Raw genomic sequence first — 15,622 nt, 5'->3', positions numbered from 1 at the left:
AACGCCGTAAATATTTGGAGACCTCTGATTGCAAATAAACGAACCCGGTAGGATTGCAAGTCCTACCGGGTTTTGACTGTATACGGGTGGTTATTGAGCGCTTACCTTGAGTTCCTGCAATGTGATCAATTTATGAAGAATGAAGATCGCAAAATAGCCCAGGCTTCCGTGATCCTCTCACTCCCGGAAGCCTGGGCTATGAAATTGATTCCTGTCCAGGCACCGGCAGAATGCAAAACAAACGGATAATCTGATTTTACCTGAGCCACGGCCCATGCCATGGCTCTTCTGCTGCCACGGATTTGACGGTTACCTCAATTCCATCTAACAGCCCGTTTACGGGCGGCAAGTAACAGTACGCACGCAGATGGCAGAAAAGCTGCCGCGATACAGGCGTGTCCGTTTTATTACCAGTACCGTATCAAACTTACAAAGGTTAAAGCCAAAGATCAGACCTGCGGTTCACTCCTCAAATCTAGTCCGATAGATAATCTTTGAGATATATTCGTCCTGTGCGTTCGCTGTCATGTTGAGAAGCATTCCAATAATCTCCAACGCATAGCGATTCTGAATTTCGCGTAATTCGCCCTCAGCATCCACGAACGCAACCGTACCGAAAATCGTGTAATCTCGGGCCAAGAAGTAGTCCATCGTCGCTCCGCAGCTAATAGAACTGCGCATAATGGCTGTCATTTGGCCACGGGTCATTGGAGCGTTATCCACAATCAGGCGTCTGACAGTTACTTTCGCATTCAGATCCATGGGGATGTTATCTATATGCAGATAGTGGTCATCCGCATATTCCAGAACGCGGTCTACATACATTTTCGTAGATTCAACACCACAATTTTCCACCCCAACCGGTCGATCCACTCCCATTTTGTTGCGAAAAATGTTCTGCCCCAGCATATGGATGGTACAGAGTTTGGCGTGTCCTTCCGTTTGGCCTGGCCCCTCTTCTTGATACTCATACAATTTCCTGGCCACTGTCTGTAATTTCCGAGGCAACAGTGTCGGCTTGGATTTCCCAAACAGGAACTCTTGAACGGACATGTGCAGGTATTTGTAGCAAAACTTTACCAACGCATCAGTTGGCATAGAAAATAGTTCATCATTGACCGCGTGGAATAGAGTGTCCTGGAGTATTCCAATATCCTTACAAATAACCGAAGGTGGTATCCCACATTCATCCATATACTTGCGTGCGTTGATTGCAGCATGCCTACGGGCATATTGGATTGCGTTTCGCACCACGATCTGTCGGAGCCTTCGGTCTTTCACTTCGCGCAGTTCCTGATCATCAACGGGCCACTTATAAGGATACTGAGCTGCACGTTCCTCTGCAATTTTTTGCTGCTCCGTTTTCTCGCCGCGAGGTGCTCGCTTTTTTTTGGGCGTTTCTGCTACCTCAACGCTGAACCCGTTGGCATCATACTCACTCATTTGATTCACCTTCTGCCCACATATTCTGCATTGCGTCAATATATTTGACCAATTTCAAAAAGGTTTGCTGAGTAGCTTCCGACATAAAGCCGTACGCAGTTAAAACTCGTTCTGTACGTGGATTTCGGGCTGTCGCAGAAACGTTATCATCTCCCATCATAAGCCAATGAATTGACACATGAAAAGCGTTGGACACTACAAGGAGATCCTTCATATCAACAGTGGTATACCGGTGCCGGTCACAGACTGCTTTCGTAATCGTTTCAGTGTTTACTTTGGGCGGTAATTTCCCATTCCTTTCGCTACGCGGGATTTGCATGGAGATCAGAGTGGTCACACGAAGCGTAGGTGTAAATGTCTCGGCTTCCTGGGAGCTCCAGAACTCAGGAGACATTTCAGTCGCTATTGTGCGCACCTTATCCAGTGTCACATCGTCCATTCGATCACAAGCGTCTCTCAGCCACAACTCGTCCGCAGTCAATACCGGAAACTGATCTGCTTCGCCTCGGATTTTTTCAAAATAATCCTGAAAAGACAGATCCGCAATGTGGAGAAGCTCATTAAATCCGCCGGGGCCATACTGTGCCAACTTTTGGGTTGACTGCTCCGGCGGCTTGCCCTTGTGCTTGTACTGCCTAACATTGATTGGTCTGTGTGCCGCCAGATACTCATTGTACTCTTTTTTCTTCCGTTCCCGGATGCCCATTTCCAAAGCCGGGTCGTCGAGCATCGACAAAATATATGCGTGGAGCGCGTCCGTATATTCAGCAGGAATTCGTTCGATTTTAGATTGAGGCACTCCGATCCCTCCTTTTCTGGTGATTTTCAGGCTTGATTGATATCTTTAATACGCTACGAGCATGTCAAAGTTTATATGTTCCTCTGATTATTTTATACCACATTTTTACGTTTAAGTCAACGTTCTCTTATGAAGCAAGCAAATATGCACTTGTTGGTTGACCCTCCGCCATAAATTGACCAAATAAAAAATATATGGTATATTATATTAAAGTGTATTGTGCCGCAGGTAAATATACTGGCGTCCACGGCCTAAAACGGCCGATTTTAGACGATACGCTTCAAACAGAAGAAAGGAGAGAAGGACTACTATCCTATCATGGAAAACCATAATGGATATGAATGTCCGAAATATCTATGGCAGATAATCCGAACCGTCCGGCGCAGGAACAGAGCAAACCGATTGAATTGACTCAAGCCGATGTAGATCGGATTATGTCTCTTCCTGAACGAACTTTTATAATTGGGAATATAGCTACCCGTGGCCTATATGATGAGGCCAATCGTCGGTTCTACCTGCTTGACGAAAATGGCAACTGGACACGGAGAGTTGCCATCATCAAATCCCCAATCCAATCCTCAGACGAACCAGACGAGCACTTGGATGAACAGGACAGTGATGATGAGGATGCCGCCCCGGAGGATTCTCAACCAGAGCAGGTGACGAATAAAAAAGGGCGCCTGCGGAGTATGTTTACTAAGGTAAAAAATAGTCCTGATGTCGCCGAAGCAAAAATGTCTGTAATGGATAAGCTCACCAGTCCAATTTGCAAAAGGCTGCCACTTACTTGGCTTCATGTGCTCATCGTAAGCATCATTTTATCGTAGATGCCCATCAACACATCCCGCTTCAGCTCGTCGCAGGGCTGGACAGGAAGCATTGCGGCGAGTGATTTCCAGTTCATATCCATGCCGCACCTCACAGGAAGTCCGCTAGGCTGAGAACCTTCGGAGTATCCCCGCCGGCCGCAGCGGAGGCGGCGCCAAGCCCATAAAACTCCCGCAGGATCTCCTCCGCCTCCAGCGGCGTGACGCAGGAGAAGCCACCTGACTTATGACCATCTGCAAAGGCCTTGATCTTTTTCTCCGCCTGAACGATCCCCATTTGAGGGTTTTCCAAGTCCTTTGCCAGCAGCTCCGCACTCTCCGGCTCTCTCCGGCAAATATCCTTCAGCTGCTCCGCTACCATCCAGGGTGCGGAGCGCTCCTTGACTTTGCTCTGCTGCTCATTCAGCATCTCAATCACCTGCTCAATCACTCCGCGCACCTCCCCATGAGATCCGCCAAGGCCCGGATGGCTTTCTCCATGCCCTGGGCAGCGGTCTGATCCGCCCGGCCCCGGGCTTTGAGCAGGTAGCCCTGCATCTTATGGGCCAGCTCCTGCCCCTGGTTGAATAGCACCTCGAACTGGACCAATTCCTTGTCTCCGGCTATGGCGGCCTTCTTGTCCACCTTCTCCCGCTCCTCCAGGGAGCGTTTCAGGATCTCCACCGAGGCCTCGGCCTGTTTCTGCTTGTCCCTGGCCCTGGCGGCGGCTTCCTTGGCCTTGTCCAGCTTGGCCTGCATCTCGGCCACAGCCTCGGCCCTGGCCTTGTCGATAGCCTCCTGGTCCACCACCGTCTCCACGGCCACCTCCACCGGGCGGGCCTTCAGCTCGGCCAGCTCAGCCTCCAGACGGGCGACGTCCTGCATGGCCTGCTCCTGGTCCTCCCTGCTGCCCGCCAAACGGGCATTGAGCAGGCGCATGTCCTCCTCCATCTTGGCTCTGGATTGCTCCGCGTGCTGCTTGTCAGCCTGGGCCTGCTCGGCGGCAGCCCGGGCCTCGTCCCGCTCCTTGATGGCCGCCTCCAGCTGGCGGGCGCTCATATCGATGACGTTGTGGTCCTCCAGAAAGGCATCCCGCTCCCCTTCCGGCAGGGCCAACAGCATCAAGGCCTTGGACGCCCCCAAATCCGCCAACGTATTCGGATTTGACCATTCCCGGGCCAGCTTCATAAACTTCTGGGCCGTCCGCTCCGACAGCTCCACCCGTTCATTGAGCCAGGGGAGCCATTCTCCATGCCGCAACATCCCCTTTGCCTCCATGAGGCACCGGCCAATGGTGAGGATGGCCTCACCCCCGGCCCGCTTGGCCTCCAGGATCTCCCCGGTGATGGCCTCGATGGTCCGGCGCTCCGGCGGCGGAGCCATGGTCTGGGCGATGAGCGCCCCCAAGTCAGGCTTGCCCATACTTGATGCCCTCCTTTGCCGCCAGCTCGGCCACCCAGGCCCGGTAGTCCCGGGCCGCCGAGCAGAAGGGACTCCACTGCTGGACGGCCATCCGGGCCCAGGAGCTCTCGGGCACCTTGTCGGTGCGGCGGATCACGGTATCGTACACCGGCACCATGCCCTCCTCCCGCAGGTAGGCCACCGAGACCTCCACCACGGGGCTCCTGTGCCACTGGTTGACCAGTACCCCGGCCACCCGCAGTGCCGGGTGGAGGGAGCGCAGGCTGGCGATCTGCTCCACCAGGTCGCCCACGCCGGTGGCGGAGCAGGCGTCGGACAGCACCGGAATGATGACGGAGTCGCTGGCCAGGATGGCGGCCACGCAGGCGGCGGACAGGTTGGGCGGGCAGTCGATGACCATCACGTCGTAGGCCCCGTCCTCCTCCAGGGCCTCCCGCATATCCCGGACGGCCCGATAGCAGCGGCTCCGGTCGCCCCCGGCGGCCTCCAGGTCCAGGGCCCCCAGGTCCTCTGCCGCCGGCAGCACATGGAGCCCATCCACATCGGTGGGGATGACAAGCTCGTCCCAGCAGCATGCGTACCCCCGCAGCAGGGCCCCCAGCCCCGCGTATTCCCCGGGGGGCAGCAGGATCTGGGTGGCGTTGGCCTGGCCGTCGGCGTCCACCAGCAGCACCCGCAGCCGGCAGCCGGTGGCCAGCACATAGGCCAGATTGACGGCGGTGGTGGTCTTGCCCACCCCGCCCTTGCGATTCACAATGGCAAAGGTTTTCATGCGCGAACACTCCTATCTGTTTTTCATCGGGAAACACTCCCGGATCACGGCCCCGCCCACCAGGGCCTCCGCCAGGTAGTACCGCCCGGCGGGATGTATGTAGACGATCCGGCCAGTGACCGACCGCAGCTTGCGCTGCCTGTCCGCCCGCTGGCCACTGACCTCATGGTCAAAGCCCGACGGGGTCCATACCAGCTTGTCCCCCACTCTCATGGCCTTCCACCTCCTCCAGGGCCTCCACCGCCAGGGTCAGGGCCTGGGCCACCTGCCGGTGCCCCTCCGGCAGGGTGCTCACCATGGCCATGGCCTCCCGGCGCAGGATCTCCAGACGCAGCAGCGCGATCGCCTTGGCTCTGTCCATCAGCTCCTCCTCTCGGCGCAAAGGGATCGTCCGGATCGGGCCGGGTCAGCTCCAGGAACATCTGCGGGCCGCTCAGCGCCCAGCCGTAGGCCTTATTGGGATTTCCGGTACCCGATTTGTAAAACCGCTTGCTCTGGGACTCAAAATTCAACCCGATGCTCCGGCCCCGCTCCCCGAAAAACCGGTTTTTCAGGATGGTGAGGACACAGTCCTGCTGCCGTTCCGGTTTGGATTCCTTCTCCAGCGCATAGACGTTGTCCGCCAGATTGGTCACGTCCCCGATGCCGGCCACGTCGTCCGCGTCGTCGATCTGATCGGTCTTGCGGGGATGGGCCACCAGGTGGACGTGGACCTGGTTGTCATGGGCAAAAGAGGCCAGCTCCGCCACAAACTCCGACTGGGCCCGGTAGAAGTCCCGGTCATTCCCCCGGAACCGGGCGGTCATCAGGTTGTCCACCAGGTAGACCTTGGCGCCGTATCGCCGGTGGGCATACCGGAACACCCGCAGGATATTGGCTGCGTCATGGTAAGTACTGGTGCCAATGTCATAGAGCAGGAACCGGCCCTTCCACCACTGGTCGATCAGCTCCTGGGCAAAGGGTGTGGGGGCCGCCACGCGCCGCCCGCTGAGCTTGTCCTCTGTGAGACGTAAGTTTTGGGGACCGGCAGCCTGGAGGGAAGCCCAGTATTTGAACTTCCAGGCGGACAGCTCCCCGGAGTAGGCGCATACCGGCTGACCCTGGTCGATGGCTTCCAGCAGGAACTGGTCCAGCAGGGTGCTCTTGCCCTCCCCCCGCTTGCCAGTCCACACCGACAGCTCCCCCATGATGGCTCCACCGGTGGCCCGGTCCAAGTTGGGGATGCCATAGAGCACCTTGTCCAGCCGGGTCACATCGGGCTGCTTCACGTCAGCCAGATCCAGCAGGCCATAGGCCGGGATCTCCACCGCCTCCAGCAGCATCTGATCCACCGCCTTCAGGCCGTAGGTATCCCGCAGCTCCCGCACCGAGGGGCAGGCCCGAAAGCCCTTGTCCTCCACCGCCAGCAGGATCACATTGGGCAGGCGGCTGCGCAGCTCCCGCACCATGACCTCCCGCTTGGCCGGGTCGGCGCACACCACCAGCACATAGCAGAATTGCAGGAAAAAGGCTTCGTGCCGGCCAAGCCGCTCCCAGCCTCCCGACGCCCGCAGGCACCCGGCGTTGATCTGCACCGCCAGCACGTCCGCCGGGTCGGCACAAAACCAGAAGCCAGTGGGCAGCTTGGGGTCGATGAACTTGGGATCGTAGACCAGCACCTCGTCCACTCCCTCCGACTCATTCCACATGGCGCTCCCGCTCCCTTCTGTCCGGAGGGGCCTGTCCCCCCTTCAGGGGGAACACGCTCTTCCAGCTGTTGGTCACCGACTGGCGTACGATCTGGAGCTTTACATCCCGGTCGCCGCCCCCCAGCTTGTCCAGGGTGTGGAGCAGGGTGGAAATGGCTCGGGGGGAGTCCACCGCCTTTTTGGCAGAGCGCACCTCCATCAGGTCGTCCAGAGCCTGGGCCAGCTCCTGATCCTCCCCGGCATACTCCGCCAGCAGGGCCTTAACGGCATCCCGGTTCTCTTTCCTGCCCGCCCGTCCCCCCTTGGGGGGTAAGGGGGGATAATATAACTGGTCAGTAACTGTTTCCTTATTACATTTCACCGTCTGGTGAAATGGCTGTCCCGGTTCGGTGAAATGCATTTCACCATCCGGTGAAATGGGAGGCGGCCCTTCCCCGCCCTCTCCCTGGCCCATATCACCATCCGGTGAAATGGGCCCAACCGGGAGCTGATAGACCGCCAGCACATCGTCAGACAGGGCATACCATACCGTCCGGTCGGTCTTGTCCTGGCTGAAATTTCCGGTGAGCAGGGCTCCCTCCTCCCGCAGCTTGGCGGTGATCCGCTCCACCTGCCGCCGGGTCCAGAAGGGGAAGAGCTTGGCCAGAGCCTCCAGGGTGTTGTAGGTCCAGGTGCGCCCCTCATGGAAGTGCCGCCCGTTGGCCTGGTTCTTGGCGATCCAGAAGGCCATGGCGTGGAGGAAGATGGCCCCGTTCACCCCGTGGCGCTGGGCCAGCTCGGCATTGAAATGATACTCGGTCAAGGGGCGCCACCCCCGTCCTCCCGCAGGCAGATCCACCGCAGCTCGTAGTGCTTGCGCAGCTCCGCCGGGGCCGCTGTCCTGGGGATCATATGCAGGACGATCAGCTCGCCGTCATGGGGGCCCAGCTGGCCCCGCCGGCACAGGTCCAGGGGCCTCCATTGCTCAGTGTTCCACATCATCCTCTTGGCCCCCTTTCTCTTGCAAATCCCGGTTGGTTATGCTATAATAACAGTGGTTTTCATGCACGAAACCATTGACTGACCTCTCTGTTCGCGCCCACGGACAGGGGGGTCTCTTTTTTTGCCTTTCCATGGGTCACCTCAACAGTTTCCCCGCAGCTCCACCAGACGGCGGGCCACGATATCCGTGTCGTATTTCTTTTTTCTGCCCACCTGGGTGGCGGGCAGGCCCATTTCCCGGACCGCCGCCCGGGCAGAGGTTGGGGACTTATACCCCAGCTCTGTGGCAATATCCTTCAGCTCCATCATCCCGCCGTAGCGGTCCCGCATGATGTCCTGCTTGGCTCGGACCTCCCGGTAGCGGGGGGTGACTTTCTCGCTGGTTTTCATGACACGATCCCTCCTGTCTGTGTATTAGTTCTCCCTGGCGCAGCGCAGCTCCAGGGCGGCCTCCACGATCTCCTGGAGATCTTCCAGGATGGAGTCGAACTCGGCCCTCTCCGTGGTGTCGATCACGTTGTCCTCGGCGATCCGCATGAGCCGCCGGTCGGCGTGGGACTCGGCGAAGGCGAAGATCCGGTTGGTCAGCTTGGCGCTGGCCTCCAGGACGGACTTGGGCTGGATCTCGGGCACCACCCGGCTGTACATGGCGTTTTTGGCCCGTGCGTGCCATGCGATCAGATGCAGCGCATTGTACAGGATCGACATGAGATCCACCACATCATCAGGCGGCACTCTCTGGCCGCACTCATAGGCCCGCAGGGACTCCACGCTGATCCCCAGTCGCTCCGCTGCCGCCTCCTGGGTCAGTCCGGCGGACCGGCGGCAGATTTTGTAGATATTTCGGCATTCCTCCGGCATGGTTAACTCCTCCTCGTTGGGTTAGACTGTATGTGGGGGCTCAGCTGGCGTCCCGCTCCCGGGGGCTGTCCCGGCCCAAGATCGCGTCCACCGGGCAGCCGAACACATCTGCCAGAGCCAGAAGGTAGTCCAGGCCGGGCCGTCTGGCCCCCGACTCCCACATACAGACCGTGGGCTTGGACGCCTTCACCGCCCGGGCCAGCTCGGCCTGGGTCATGCCCCTGGCCTCCCGCAGCTCTCTGATCTTCACCTTTTTCCCTCCTTTCAGGTTGTTCTTTGACTGGTTGTATGGTATGATTTACTAATAGTGAACCTAAGCAAAGGTAAAATATCATGGGCATAGGGAGCGGAAGCCTACACATGGAACTTGATATCCTCTTTTCGACCATTTCCGCCTCGATCTCTCTTGCCGCCGTCTGCGTTTCCCTCTACTCTGTGCACCAAAGCTGGAAAACCGCTTTGACCGGAACATATTTCTCCGCAATGGCAGCGGCCTATTCGGATTACCTCTGCTGTATCTCTGAGTTTGTATTCCTCCGCGGGGCCTCTGAACGCAATGCGTTAGCGGCCGCTCTCTACCGGCTTCAACTCTTTGCTTCACATGAAATTTCTGTTGACGCCCAGAACCTTTACACTTTCGTATTGGATTGGGCATCGTCAAATCCGACAAGGGCTTTGTCGGTGGATGAGAGAGTAAATAGTCTAGGGTATAAAATGCGGGAGCACCTAGATCAGACTCGGAAAGCCGGTCATCCGTAAATCGCTTTTCAAGGATCCCAGTTATCGGTCCCATTATCAGGAGGTACAACTCTACCGCAAAACACGTCGCCATAATGCCAGCACAGAACCATACTATCGGGTTGGCCTTCCTCACCTTCTCTCCATGACTGCCGCTAAACTTGTGGTTCGCTACGGGTTAATCATAATTCTTCAATTTAAGATTATTTGTCTGATATTACAGATTCGCTTTATTAAGGAGTGATGCCACTTGGATGCTAAGGAATTTGTGCAAAATATCAAACTACTTTGCGACAGGAAAGGTGTCAAACCAACTGTAGCCTGTAAAGAGAGTGGTGCCGGGAAAGATCTGATAAATCAGATTGAGAGAAGAGGCAGTATGCCATCTATTGAAAAAGTCCAACTGTTAGCTGATTATCTCGGCGTCACTACCAGCGAACTGCTGGGCGAGGTCTCCGGAGGATCTTCCTCCGGCATCCACATTCCTGTTCTCGGCACCATACCCGCCGGCATCCCCCTGGACGCCATAGAGGATATCCTGGACTGGGAGGAGATCCCGGCGGCTTGGAGCTCCGGAAACCGGCAGTATTTCGGCCTGCGGGTCAAAGGAGACAGTATGTATCCCCGCTATCTGGAAGGGGATACCGTGATCCTGCAAAAAGAAAAGACCTGCGAGAGCGGCGACGACTGCGCCGTTCTGGTCAACGGCGGAGAAGCCACCCTCAAGCAGGTCATGATCCGTGGGGACGGCAGCCTGGAACTGCGCCCCACCAACCCAGTGTATCCACCCCGTATCTACTCCCCCGCCGAGATCGAGTCTTTGCCTGTTCAGATCATCGGCGTGGTGGTGGAACTGCGGCGGAAAATAAAATAGTGTTCAAGTAGGACGCTAAGTACCTGGAGGTCTTGTACTATGGGGTCCAAGTCACCCAGAAAAAAGCATCTGGTATCTCTCGTTATAGGGATATTAACCATTTGTCTCGGTATAATTTTTCTGTCGCTCAGTGCGTTAGCGAATATACTGTCAGCCATTGGGTATATCCTATTGAGCATGGTCCTGCTTATGATTGGCTCCTTTATTCTAATCTTTCGTTATTTCATGGCCTGCGTTCCCGAACGCATTGACCAGCAGGTAACCGATAACCAAACCCAGGATAGCCAAGACGATGACGGCCATCACACTGTCCATCTTGTACCAGATGTCGTTCCGGGCAGTGCCGCTGGACCGTATCCGCAACCGGAGGGCAGCGGCGCCACCGGTGATGTCGTAGTCGATGAGAATCAGCCCGATCCAGGTCTCCATTCAGTCTCCCCACCACCCAGCCCGGGAAAAGCGAACACTTTCTTCCAGCCTCCATCAGTCACAGCCAGGCTAAAGCCAAAAGAATCCAGTGAATTAGAGAACGATCCTCGTTTATATGATAATTGCCACTTAGACATAAACCGGACCCGCATTCAACGACTACAAGAGGACTTTAACTTCCCCGGCCAACATTTTAAGAAAGAAGAAGATCGTCTGATTCCAGCTAAGGGCTTATCCTCTGTACCAAATCCGGAATTTAAAACTTCCTCCCATCCCGCTTATTCAGAGCGTTACATTGTACTGGATGTAGAAACCACCGGTCTCTCTACAGAGTTTGACGACATCATTGAATTCGGAGCCATCAGGGTTGAAAACGGGCAGGAGACTGATTGTTTCAACACATTGATTGACCCCGGATATCCTATTCCTCCTTATATCACGCAACTCACTGGGATTACTGACGCTGATATTGCCGGCGCACCAGATTTGTCCACAGCAATACAGGATATTGCAGCGTTTATCGGGGATCTTCCTGTTGTTGCTCATAACGCCACCTTTGATCTGCGCTTCTTGCTTCATGCGTACCAGAAGGCTAATTTACACGCAAATTTCCACTATTTTGACACACTGACCTTATCAAAACACGCATTCCCAAATGCTCCTAACCATAAGCTGAGTACACTGATTTCCTATCTTGGCATAGATGGAGAACAAGAACACCGAGCCCTATCTGATGTCCGTTTCACTTATCAAATCTTTTGCGCGTGCAGGGCACATGTGGATCTGTCCTTATTTATCCTTCCTTACCCGTCTACAAAATCCCAGCGGCGCAAACAGTATCGCGCCCGTAAACGGTACTACATTCGTGAAGCCGCGTGTCAAAAAGCTGCCATAGATCCAAATCACCCTCTATATCAAAAGCGCATTCTATTTACCGGTACAATGCAGATACCGCGCCATCAAGCCGCGCAGTTGGCAGAGGATTGCGGCGCCTTCCTTACTGGCAGCGTTTCAAAAAATACCGACTATTTGGTAGTTGGAACTCAGGATAGCAGTTCGTCCGACATAGATAATATGAGCACAAAAGAAAAGAAAGCTCATTGGTTAAATGAACATGAAGATGGCCACATTCAAATCATAAACGAGGCCGAGTTCATCAAATTATTATTGAATAATAGTGCAGCAGATTAAATATTCCATCACGCACAAGAGGGAGAGGAACATTATGCCCACAAAAGAGCTAGAGAACTACCGCCAATTCACAAAGCCCGCGGAGTTGCATAAAGCCGTCAACACCCTGCGGGGCCTTGTAGCGGGCATCAATTCCGATATGGAGGTAGGTTCCAGCGAGGTCACTGAGCTGGTCCACTGGTGTGAGCTCCACGCCGATCTGCGTGACCGTCACCCCTTCTCTGAGATCCTGCCCGTGGTGGAGCGGGCCACCGAGGATGGCGTTGTAACAGAGGATGAGGCAAAAGACATCCTGTGGCTCTGCAATAACTTCGCCGACAACAATTCCTACTACAACATGATCACCTCTTCCATCCAGTTCCTGTCCGGTATGCTCCATGGCCTCATGGCCGATGGCGAACTGAGTGACCGGGAAATTCTCGCCTTGAAATCCTGGATGGACGCCAATCAATTTCTTGCCGGTACATACCCCTTTGATGAGATCAACAGCTTGCTCTATGTGATCTTGGAGGACAAAAGGATCACCCAGCGGGAACGGGAGACCCTGATGGTCCTGTTTGGGGGCGTCATCGACTTTACCTCCTCCTACAACCTGTCTGAGAAGGAATTTTCCCGACTGCGGGAACAATACAGCATCGGTGGTATCTGTGCCGTATGTCCGGAGATCTCCTTTGAGGGCAAGACATTTTGCTTCACCGGCGAATTCTACCGGGCCAAGCGGGCGGAGATCGCCCAGCTCGTGACCCAGCTTGGCGGCACCGTCCGCACTTCTGTTTCGGCCAAAACCGACTACCTTGTGGTGGGTAATGCCGGTAATCCCTGTTGGGCCTACGCCTGCTATGGCCGCAAGATCGAGCAGGCCGTCAGTCTGCGGAAAGAGGGCGCTGAGATCGTCATCGTCAATGAAACCGACTTCTGGGACACCGTAGACGATATGGATATCACCCCCACGATTGAGAGGACGTAAATAAAACATATGAAAAATCTACTGTCCATTTTCCTCTGCTGACCCCGCTGGCGGCACCGGGGCGGGGCCGATAACATATAGACGCCAATACTATGACCGATCATTCAAACGAAAAAAGATTGTTTCATGATGAAGAAAGAGAGGTTTTACTATGGGACTGTTCGGTAATCTGACCCAGGGTTTTATGGGCAACATGAGCGAAGTATCCGTGGAGGAACTGACGAAAGAATACGACCCCTATCTGATGGACGGTGAGACCATCCAGACCGGCTTCCGTCTGGTCCGGGATGTGGTCCTCTTCACCAACAAGCGTATCGTGGACTTTGACAAGCAGGGCGCCACCGGCCAGAAGATGCGGGTGGACTCCATCAATCTCTCCAGCATCATTCACGTCTCCGCCGAGACCTCCGGTTTTGGCATGGATGACAGCGAGATCAATATCTCCTACATCTCCTCCCCCTACTACCGGGCCAGCGGCGGGGTATCGGTGTCAGAGAAGAAATTTGAGTTCCCCAAGAAATACGATATCCAGCCGCTGTACAAGCAGCTCCAGGAGATCGCCTACGAGAACCACGAAAATCTGAACCGGTAACGGCGCGGCTCCCTTGATGTTGACGCCAAAGCCCGCTGAAAGGAGACTACCATGCCGCTGCCCAAAGAACACCGCTATACTCTGGCCGACGCGCTGACCTGGGAGGAACAGGAGCGCATTGAGCTGATCGACGGCGCGGCCGTGATGATGGCGCCCCCCTCCCGGGTCCACCAGGAGATCGCCGCGGAGCTCACCCGCCAGATCGGCAACTACCTGGACGGGAAGAAGTGCAGGGTCTACCCCGCCCCCTTCGCCGTCCGGCTCTTCGAGAAGGCCCACGACCGGCCGGAGGACGTGGACACCCTGGTGGAGCCCGACCTGTCGGTGGTGTGCGATCCCGGCAAGCTGGACGACCTGGGCTGCAAGGGCGCCCCCGATCTGGTGATCGAGATCCTCTCCCCCTCCACCCAGCGGCACGACCGGCTCACCAAATACAACCTGTATGAGCGGGCCGGGGTGGCGGAATATTGGATCGTCAGCCCGGAGGAGCGCACCGTCCAGGTGAGCCTGCTCTCCGGCGGCCGCTACCGGGTGGCGGAGCTCTACACCCCCCAGGACATCGCCAAGGTCCACGTACTGGACGGCTGCTTCGTGGAGCTGTCCAAGGTGTTTCCCACTGAATAGCGCAAAAAAGCCGGGGCGCCCGCCCCGGCCTCTTCAAACGCCAGAAATCGAACATATGTATCTATGTGAGGTGAAGCCAGATGCGATATGTACGCAAAACCGCACGCTATCATGGGAAAAAGTACGAGGCCACCGCAAAGACCGAACTGGAGGCCATGACGAAGCTGGCGGAAAAGCTGGCCGCTGTAAAGCGCGGCGAAGAGCTGGTCTCCGGCGCCATGACGGTGGACGCATGGTTTCGCCAATGGCTGTCCACATATAAGGAGCCAAAGGGCCTGACACAGAAAAGCCTGAGTATGTACACGGAGAAATACAACGGATATATCTCCCCCGCCGTGGGGCACATGAAGCTGCGGGACGTGAAGGACATCCACTTGCAGCGCGTTCTGAACGGACAGGCCGGCCGATCCGCCAGCCATGTCAAGAAGCTGCGCATGGTGATGCGTGAGATGTTCAAGCGGGCCAGGCAGTCCCGCCTGATCCCCTACGATCCGGCAGAGCTGCTGGAGCTCCCCACTGTCACCGAGGGCCGCCGAAGATCTCTCACCGACCAAGAACGGACCGGGCTGCTGGCTGTGTCCCAAACCCACCCGGCAGGGCTGTGGGTACTCACGCTGCTGTACACCGGCATGAGGCCCGGGGAGACAGCCGCACTCACCTGGGCTGATGTGGACATCGCCCACAATGAGATCCACGTCCACGCAGCAAGAGAAAGCGGAGCGGACACCATCAAAGGGCCCAAGACGGTGGCAGGGGTGAGGGATATCCCCATCCACGCCGCGCTGCTGCCTCGCCTTCAGGCTGCCAGAGGAGCACCATTTTCTCCCGTGTTCCCCACTGTCTCCGGGAAACATCCGGACGATGCCACCATGTACCGCTGGTGGCGGTCCTTCCGCCGAGCCCTGGACATCCACATGGGAGCCACCGTATATCGCAACCAGATCACCCACTCGGTGCTGGCGGATGACCTGACCCCTTACTGCCTGCGCCATACGTTCTGCACCGATCTCCAACGGGCCGGTGTCCCGCTCAACGTGGCCAAGGAGCTGATGGGGCACTCGGACGTGGCCGTTACCGCCAACATCTATACCCATCGGGATACTACCACCCTCCATGCCAATATGGCCCTTTTGGACGGAACTGGTGGAAATACTGGTGGAAATTTAAACAACCTATAACGTATATCCGCTGTGCCGCAGTTATTTCACGCTTCACAGCTGTCTGCCTCTGACTCTGTATGTGAGGGTTCGAATCCTTCTCCCGCTGCCAGAGGGCCTGTTGCAAAATTGACAGTTTGCACAAACCTGTCATTGCGAGCCAGTGCGTACACTGGCGTGGCAATCCGTTTTCCCAGCAAAAGGAGACGGATTCCCACGAAAAACGACCGCCCACTGGGCGGTCGTTTTTCTCGGAATGACGGGGGTTGTGCACTTTG

General features: G+C 56.2%; 20 protein-coding genes. 8 read left to right on the top strand and 12 right to left on the bottom strand.

What is annotated here, in order from left to right:
• Positions 1 to 462: 462 nt before the first annotated feature.
• Positions 463 to 1,443: a hypothetical protein gene (locus tag H6B51_RS13590; RefSeq protein WP_204884198.1), complete on the bottom strand. Its 981-nt coding sequence runs from the start codon at positions 1,441 to 1,443 to the stop codon at positions 463 to 465.
• Complete coding sequence (locus H6B51_RS13585; RefSeq protein ID WP_204884197.1) at positions 1,436 to 2,242, bottom strand: hypothetical protein; 807 nt, start codon at positions 2,240 to 2,242, stop codon at positions 1,436 to 1,438. Before H6B51_RS13585 ends, H6B51_RS13590 begins: the two co-directional genes overlap by 8 nt.
• 356 nt (positions 2,243 to 2,598) lie before the next feature.
• On the opposite strand from H6B51_RS13585, the gene H6B51_RS13580 reads away from it, so the two are divergent.
• A complete protein-coding gene (locus H6B51_RS13580; protein WP_204884196.1) occupies positions 2,599 to 3,069 on the top strand; it encodes a hypothetical protein in 471 nt (156 codons plus the stop codon).
• Positions 3,070 to 3,160: 91 nt separating this feature from the next.
• On the opposite strand, the gene H6B51_RS13575 is transcribed toward H6B51_RS13580, so the two are convergent.
• From H6B51_RS13575 to H6B51_RS13530, 10 genes are all read right to left on the bottom strand, one after another.
• Positions 3,161 to 3,499, bottom strand: a complete 339-nt coding sequence (locus tag H6B51_RS13575) for a hypothetical protein (protein ID WP_204884195.1) — start codon at positions 3,497 to 3,499, stop codon at positions 3,161 to 3,163.
• Positions 3,496 to 4,470 (bottom strand): DUF3102 domain-containing protein, encoded by a 975-nt coding sequence (locus H6B51_RS18155; RefSeq protein ID WP_204884194.1) that lies wholly within the window; start codon positions 4,468 to 4,470, stop codon positions 3,496 to 3,498. Before H6B51_RS18155 ends, H6B51_RS13575 begins: the two co-directional genes overlap by 4 nt.
• Positions 4,457 to 5,242 carry a ParA family protein gene (locus tag H6B51_RS13565; RefSeq protein ID WP_204884193.1) on the bottom strand — a complete coding sequence of 262 codons (786 nt, stop codon included), beginning with the start codon at positions 5,240 to 5,242 and terminating at the stop codon, positions 4,457 to 4,459. Before H6B51_RS13565 ends, H6B51_RS18155 begins: the two co-directional genes overlap by 14 nt.
• A 12-nt stretch (positions 5,243 to 5,254) precedes the next feature.
• On the bottom strand, positions 5,255 to 5,455 hold the full coding sequence (locus H6B51_RS13560; RefSeq protein ID WP_204884192.1) for a hypothetical protein: 201 nt from the start codon (positions 5,453 to 5,455) through the stop codon (positions 5,255 to 5,257).
• Positions 5,452 to 6,930, bottom strand: coding sequence for an AAA family ATPase (locus H6B51_RS13555; RefSeq protein WP_243421312.1), 1,479 nt, complete (start codon positions 6,928 to 6,930; stop codon positions 5,452 to 5,454). The genes H6B51_RS13560 and H6B51_RS13555 overlap by 4 nt, the downstream gene beginning before the upstream one ends.
• A complete protein-coding gene (locus H6B51_RS13550) occupies positions 6,920 to 7,732 on the bottom strand; it encodes a hypothetical protein (protein WP_204884191.1) in 813 nt (270 codons plus the stop codon). Before H6B51_RS13550 ends, H6B51_RS13555 begins: the two co-directional genes overlap by 11 nt.
• Positions 7,729 to 7,911 (bottom strand): hypothetical protein, encoded by a 183-nt coding sequence (locus H6B51_RS13545; protein ID WP_204884190.1) that lies wholly within the window; start codon positions 7,909 to 7,911, stop codon positions 7,729 to 7,731. The genes H6B51_RS13550 and H6B51_RS13545 overlap by 4 nt, the downstream gene beginning before the upstream one ends.
• 141 nt (positions 7,912 to 8,052) lie before the next feature.
• A complete protein-coding gene (locus H6B51_RS13540) occupies positions 8,053 to 8,301 on the bottom strand; it encodes a hypothetical protein (protein WP_204884189.1) in 249 nt (82 codons plus the stop codon).
• Positions 8,302 to 8,325: 24 nt separating this feature from the next.
• On the bottom strand, positions 8,326 to 8,772 hold the full coding sequence (locus H6B51_RS13535) for a helix-turn-helix domain-containing protein (protein ID WP_204884188.1): 447 nt from the start codon (positions 8,770 to 8,772) through the stop codon (positions 8,326 to 8,328).
• Between the two features lie 40 nt (positions 8,773 to 8,812).
• A complete protein-coding gene (locus H6B51_RS13530; protein ID WP_204884187.1) occupies positions 8,813 to 9,022 on the bottom strand; it encodes a helix-turn-helix transcriptional regulator in 210 nt (69 codons plus the stop codon).
• Positions 9,023 to 9,132: 110 nt separating this feature from the next.
• On the opposite strand from H6B51_RS13530, the gene H6B51_RS13525 reads away from it, so the two are divergent.
• The 7 genes from H6B51_RS13525 (at position 9,133) to H6B51_RS13495 (ending at position 15,365) form a co-directional block, all read left to right on the top strand.
• Positions 9,133 to 9,531, top strand: a complete 399-nt coding sequence (locus H6B51_RS13525) for a hypothetical protein (protein WP_204884186.1) — start codon at positions 9,133 to 9,135, stop codon at positions 9,529 to 9,531.
• A 247-nt stretch (positions 9,532 to 9,778) separates the two neighbouring features.
• On the top strand, positions 9,779 to 10,384 hold the full coding sequence (locus H6B51_RS13520) for a LexA family protein (protein WP_335342165.1): 606 nt from the start codon (positions 9,779 to 9,781) through the stop codon (positions 10,382 to 10,384).
• Between the two features lie 189 nt (positions 10,385 to 10,573).
• Positions 10,574 to 12,004: an exonuclease domain-containing protein gene (locus H6B51_RS13515; protein WP_204884184.1), complete on the top strand. Its 1,431-nt coding sequence runs from the start codon at positions 10,574 to 10,576 to the stop codon at positions 12,002 to 12,004.
• A 34-nt stretch (positions 12,005 to 12,038) separates the two neighbouring features.
• Positions 12,039 to 12,971: a BRCT domain-containing protein gene (locus H6B51_RS13510; RefSeq protein WP_204884183.1), complete on the top strand. Its 933-nt coding sequence runs from the start codon at positions 12,039 to 12,041 to the stop codon at positions 12,969 to 12,971.
• A 151-nt stretch (positions 12,972 to 13,122) separates the two neighbouring features.
• Positions 13,123 to 13,563: a PH domain-containing protein gene (locus tag H6B51_RS13505; protein WP_204884182.1), complete on the top strand. Its 441-nt coding sequence runs from the start codon at positions 13,123 to 13,125 to the stop codon at positions 13,561 to 13,563.
• Between the two features lie 51 nt (positions 13,564 to 13,614).
• Positions 13,615 to 14,187: a Uma2 family endonuclease gene (locus H6B51_RS13500; RefSeq protein ID WP_204884181.1), complete on the top strand. Its 573-nt coding sequence runs from the start codon at positions 13,615 to 13,617 to the stop codon at positions 14,185 to 14,187.
• 80 nt (positions 14,188 to 14,267) lie between these two features.
• Positions 14,268 to 15,365, top strand: coding sequence for a tyrosine-type recombinase/integrase (locus H6B51_RS13495; RefSeq protein ID WP_204884180.1), 1,098 nt, complete (start codon positions 14,268 to 14,270; stop codon positions 15,363 to 15,365).
• Positions 15,366 to 15,622 lie beyond the last annotated feature (257 nt).

The organism is Pseudoflavonifractor phocaeensis (assembly GCF_016901955.1).
Lineage (GTDB): Bacteria > Bacillota > Clostridia > Oscillospirales > Oscillospiraceae > Flavonifractor > Flavonifractor phocaeensis_A.
Note: the sequence above shows the minus strand (reverse complement) of the source record. Positions and strands in the feature narration are given on the sequence as shown.

Bases quoted from the DNA above. Each gene is read 5' to 3' on its own strand.
- H6B51_RS13590 (WP_204884198.1), bottom strand. From the start codon at position 1,443: ATGAGTGAGTATGATGCCAACGGGTTCAGCGTTGAGGTAGCAGAAACG.
- H6B51_RS13555 (WP_243421312.1), bottom strand. From the start codon at position 6,930: ATGTGGAATGAGTCGGAGGGAGTGGACGAGGTGCTGGTCTACGATCCC.
- H6B51_RS18155 (WP_204884194.1), bottom strand. From the start codon at position 4,470: ATGGGCAAGCCTGACTTGGGGGCGCTCATCGCCCAGACCATGGCTCCG.
- H6B51_RS13545 (WP_204884190.1), bottom strand. From the start codon at position 7,911: ATGATGTGGAACACTGAGCAATGGAGGCCCCTGGACCTGTGCCGGCGG.
- H6B51_RS13495 (WP_204884180.1), top strand. From the start codon at position 14,268: ATGCGATATGTACGCAAAACCGCACGCTATCATGGGAAAAAGTACGAG.
- H6B51_RS13510 (WP_204884183.1), top strand. From the start codon at position 12,039: ATGCCCACAAAAGAGCTAGAGAACTACCGCCAATTCACAAAGCCCGCG.
- H6B51_RS13560 (WP_204884192.1), bottom strand. From the start codon at position 5,455: ATGAGAGTGGGGGACAAGCTGGTATGGACCCCGTCGGGCTTTGACCAT.
- H6B51_RS13500 (WP_204884181.1), top strand. From the start codon at position 13,615: ATGCCGCTGCCCAAAGAACACCGCTATACTCTGGCCGACGCGCTGACC.
- H6B51_RS13580 (WP_204884196.1), top strand. From the start codon at position 2,599: ATGGCAGATAATCCGAACCGTCCGGCGCAGGAACAGAGCAAACCGATT.
- H6B51_RS13525 (WP_204884186.1), top strand. From the start codon at position 9,133: ATGGAACTTGATATCCTCTTTTCGACCATTTCCGCCTCGATCTCTCTT.
- H6B51_RS13535 (WP_204884188.1), bottom strand. From the start codon at position 8,772: ATGCCGGAGGAATGCCGAAATATCTACAAAATCTGCCGCCGGTCCGCC.
- H6B51_RS13565 (WP_204884193.1), bottom strand. From the start codon at position 5,242: ATGAAAACCTTTGCCATTGTGAATCGCAAGGGCGGGGTGGGCAAGACC.
- H6B51_RS13505 (WP_204884182.1), top strand. From the start codon at position 13,123: ATGGGACTGTTCGGTAATCTGACCCAGGGTTTTATGGGCAACATGAGC.
- H6B51_RS13540 (WP_204884189.1), bottom strand. From the start codon at position 8,301: ATGAAAACCAGCGAGAAAGTCACCCCCCGCTACCGGGAGGTCCGAGCC.
- H6B51_RS13515 (WP_204884184.1), top strand. From the start codon at position 10,574: ATGATTGGCTCCTTTATTCTAATCTTTCGTTATTTCATGGCCTGCGTT.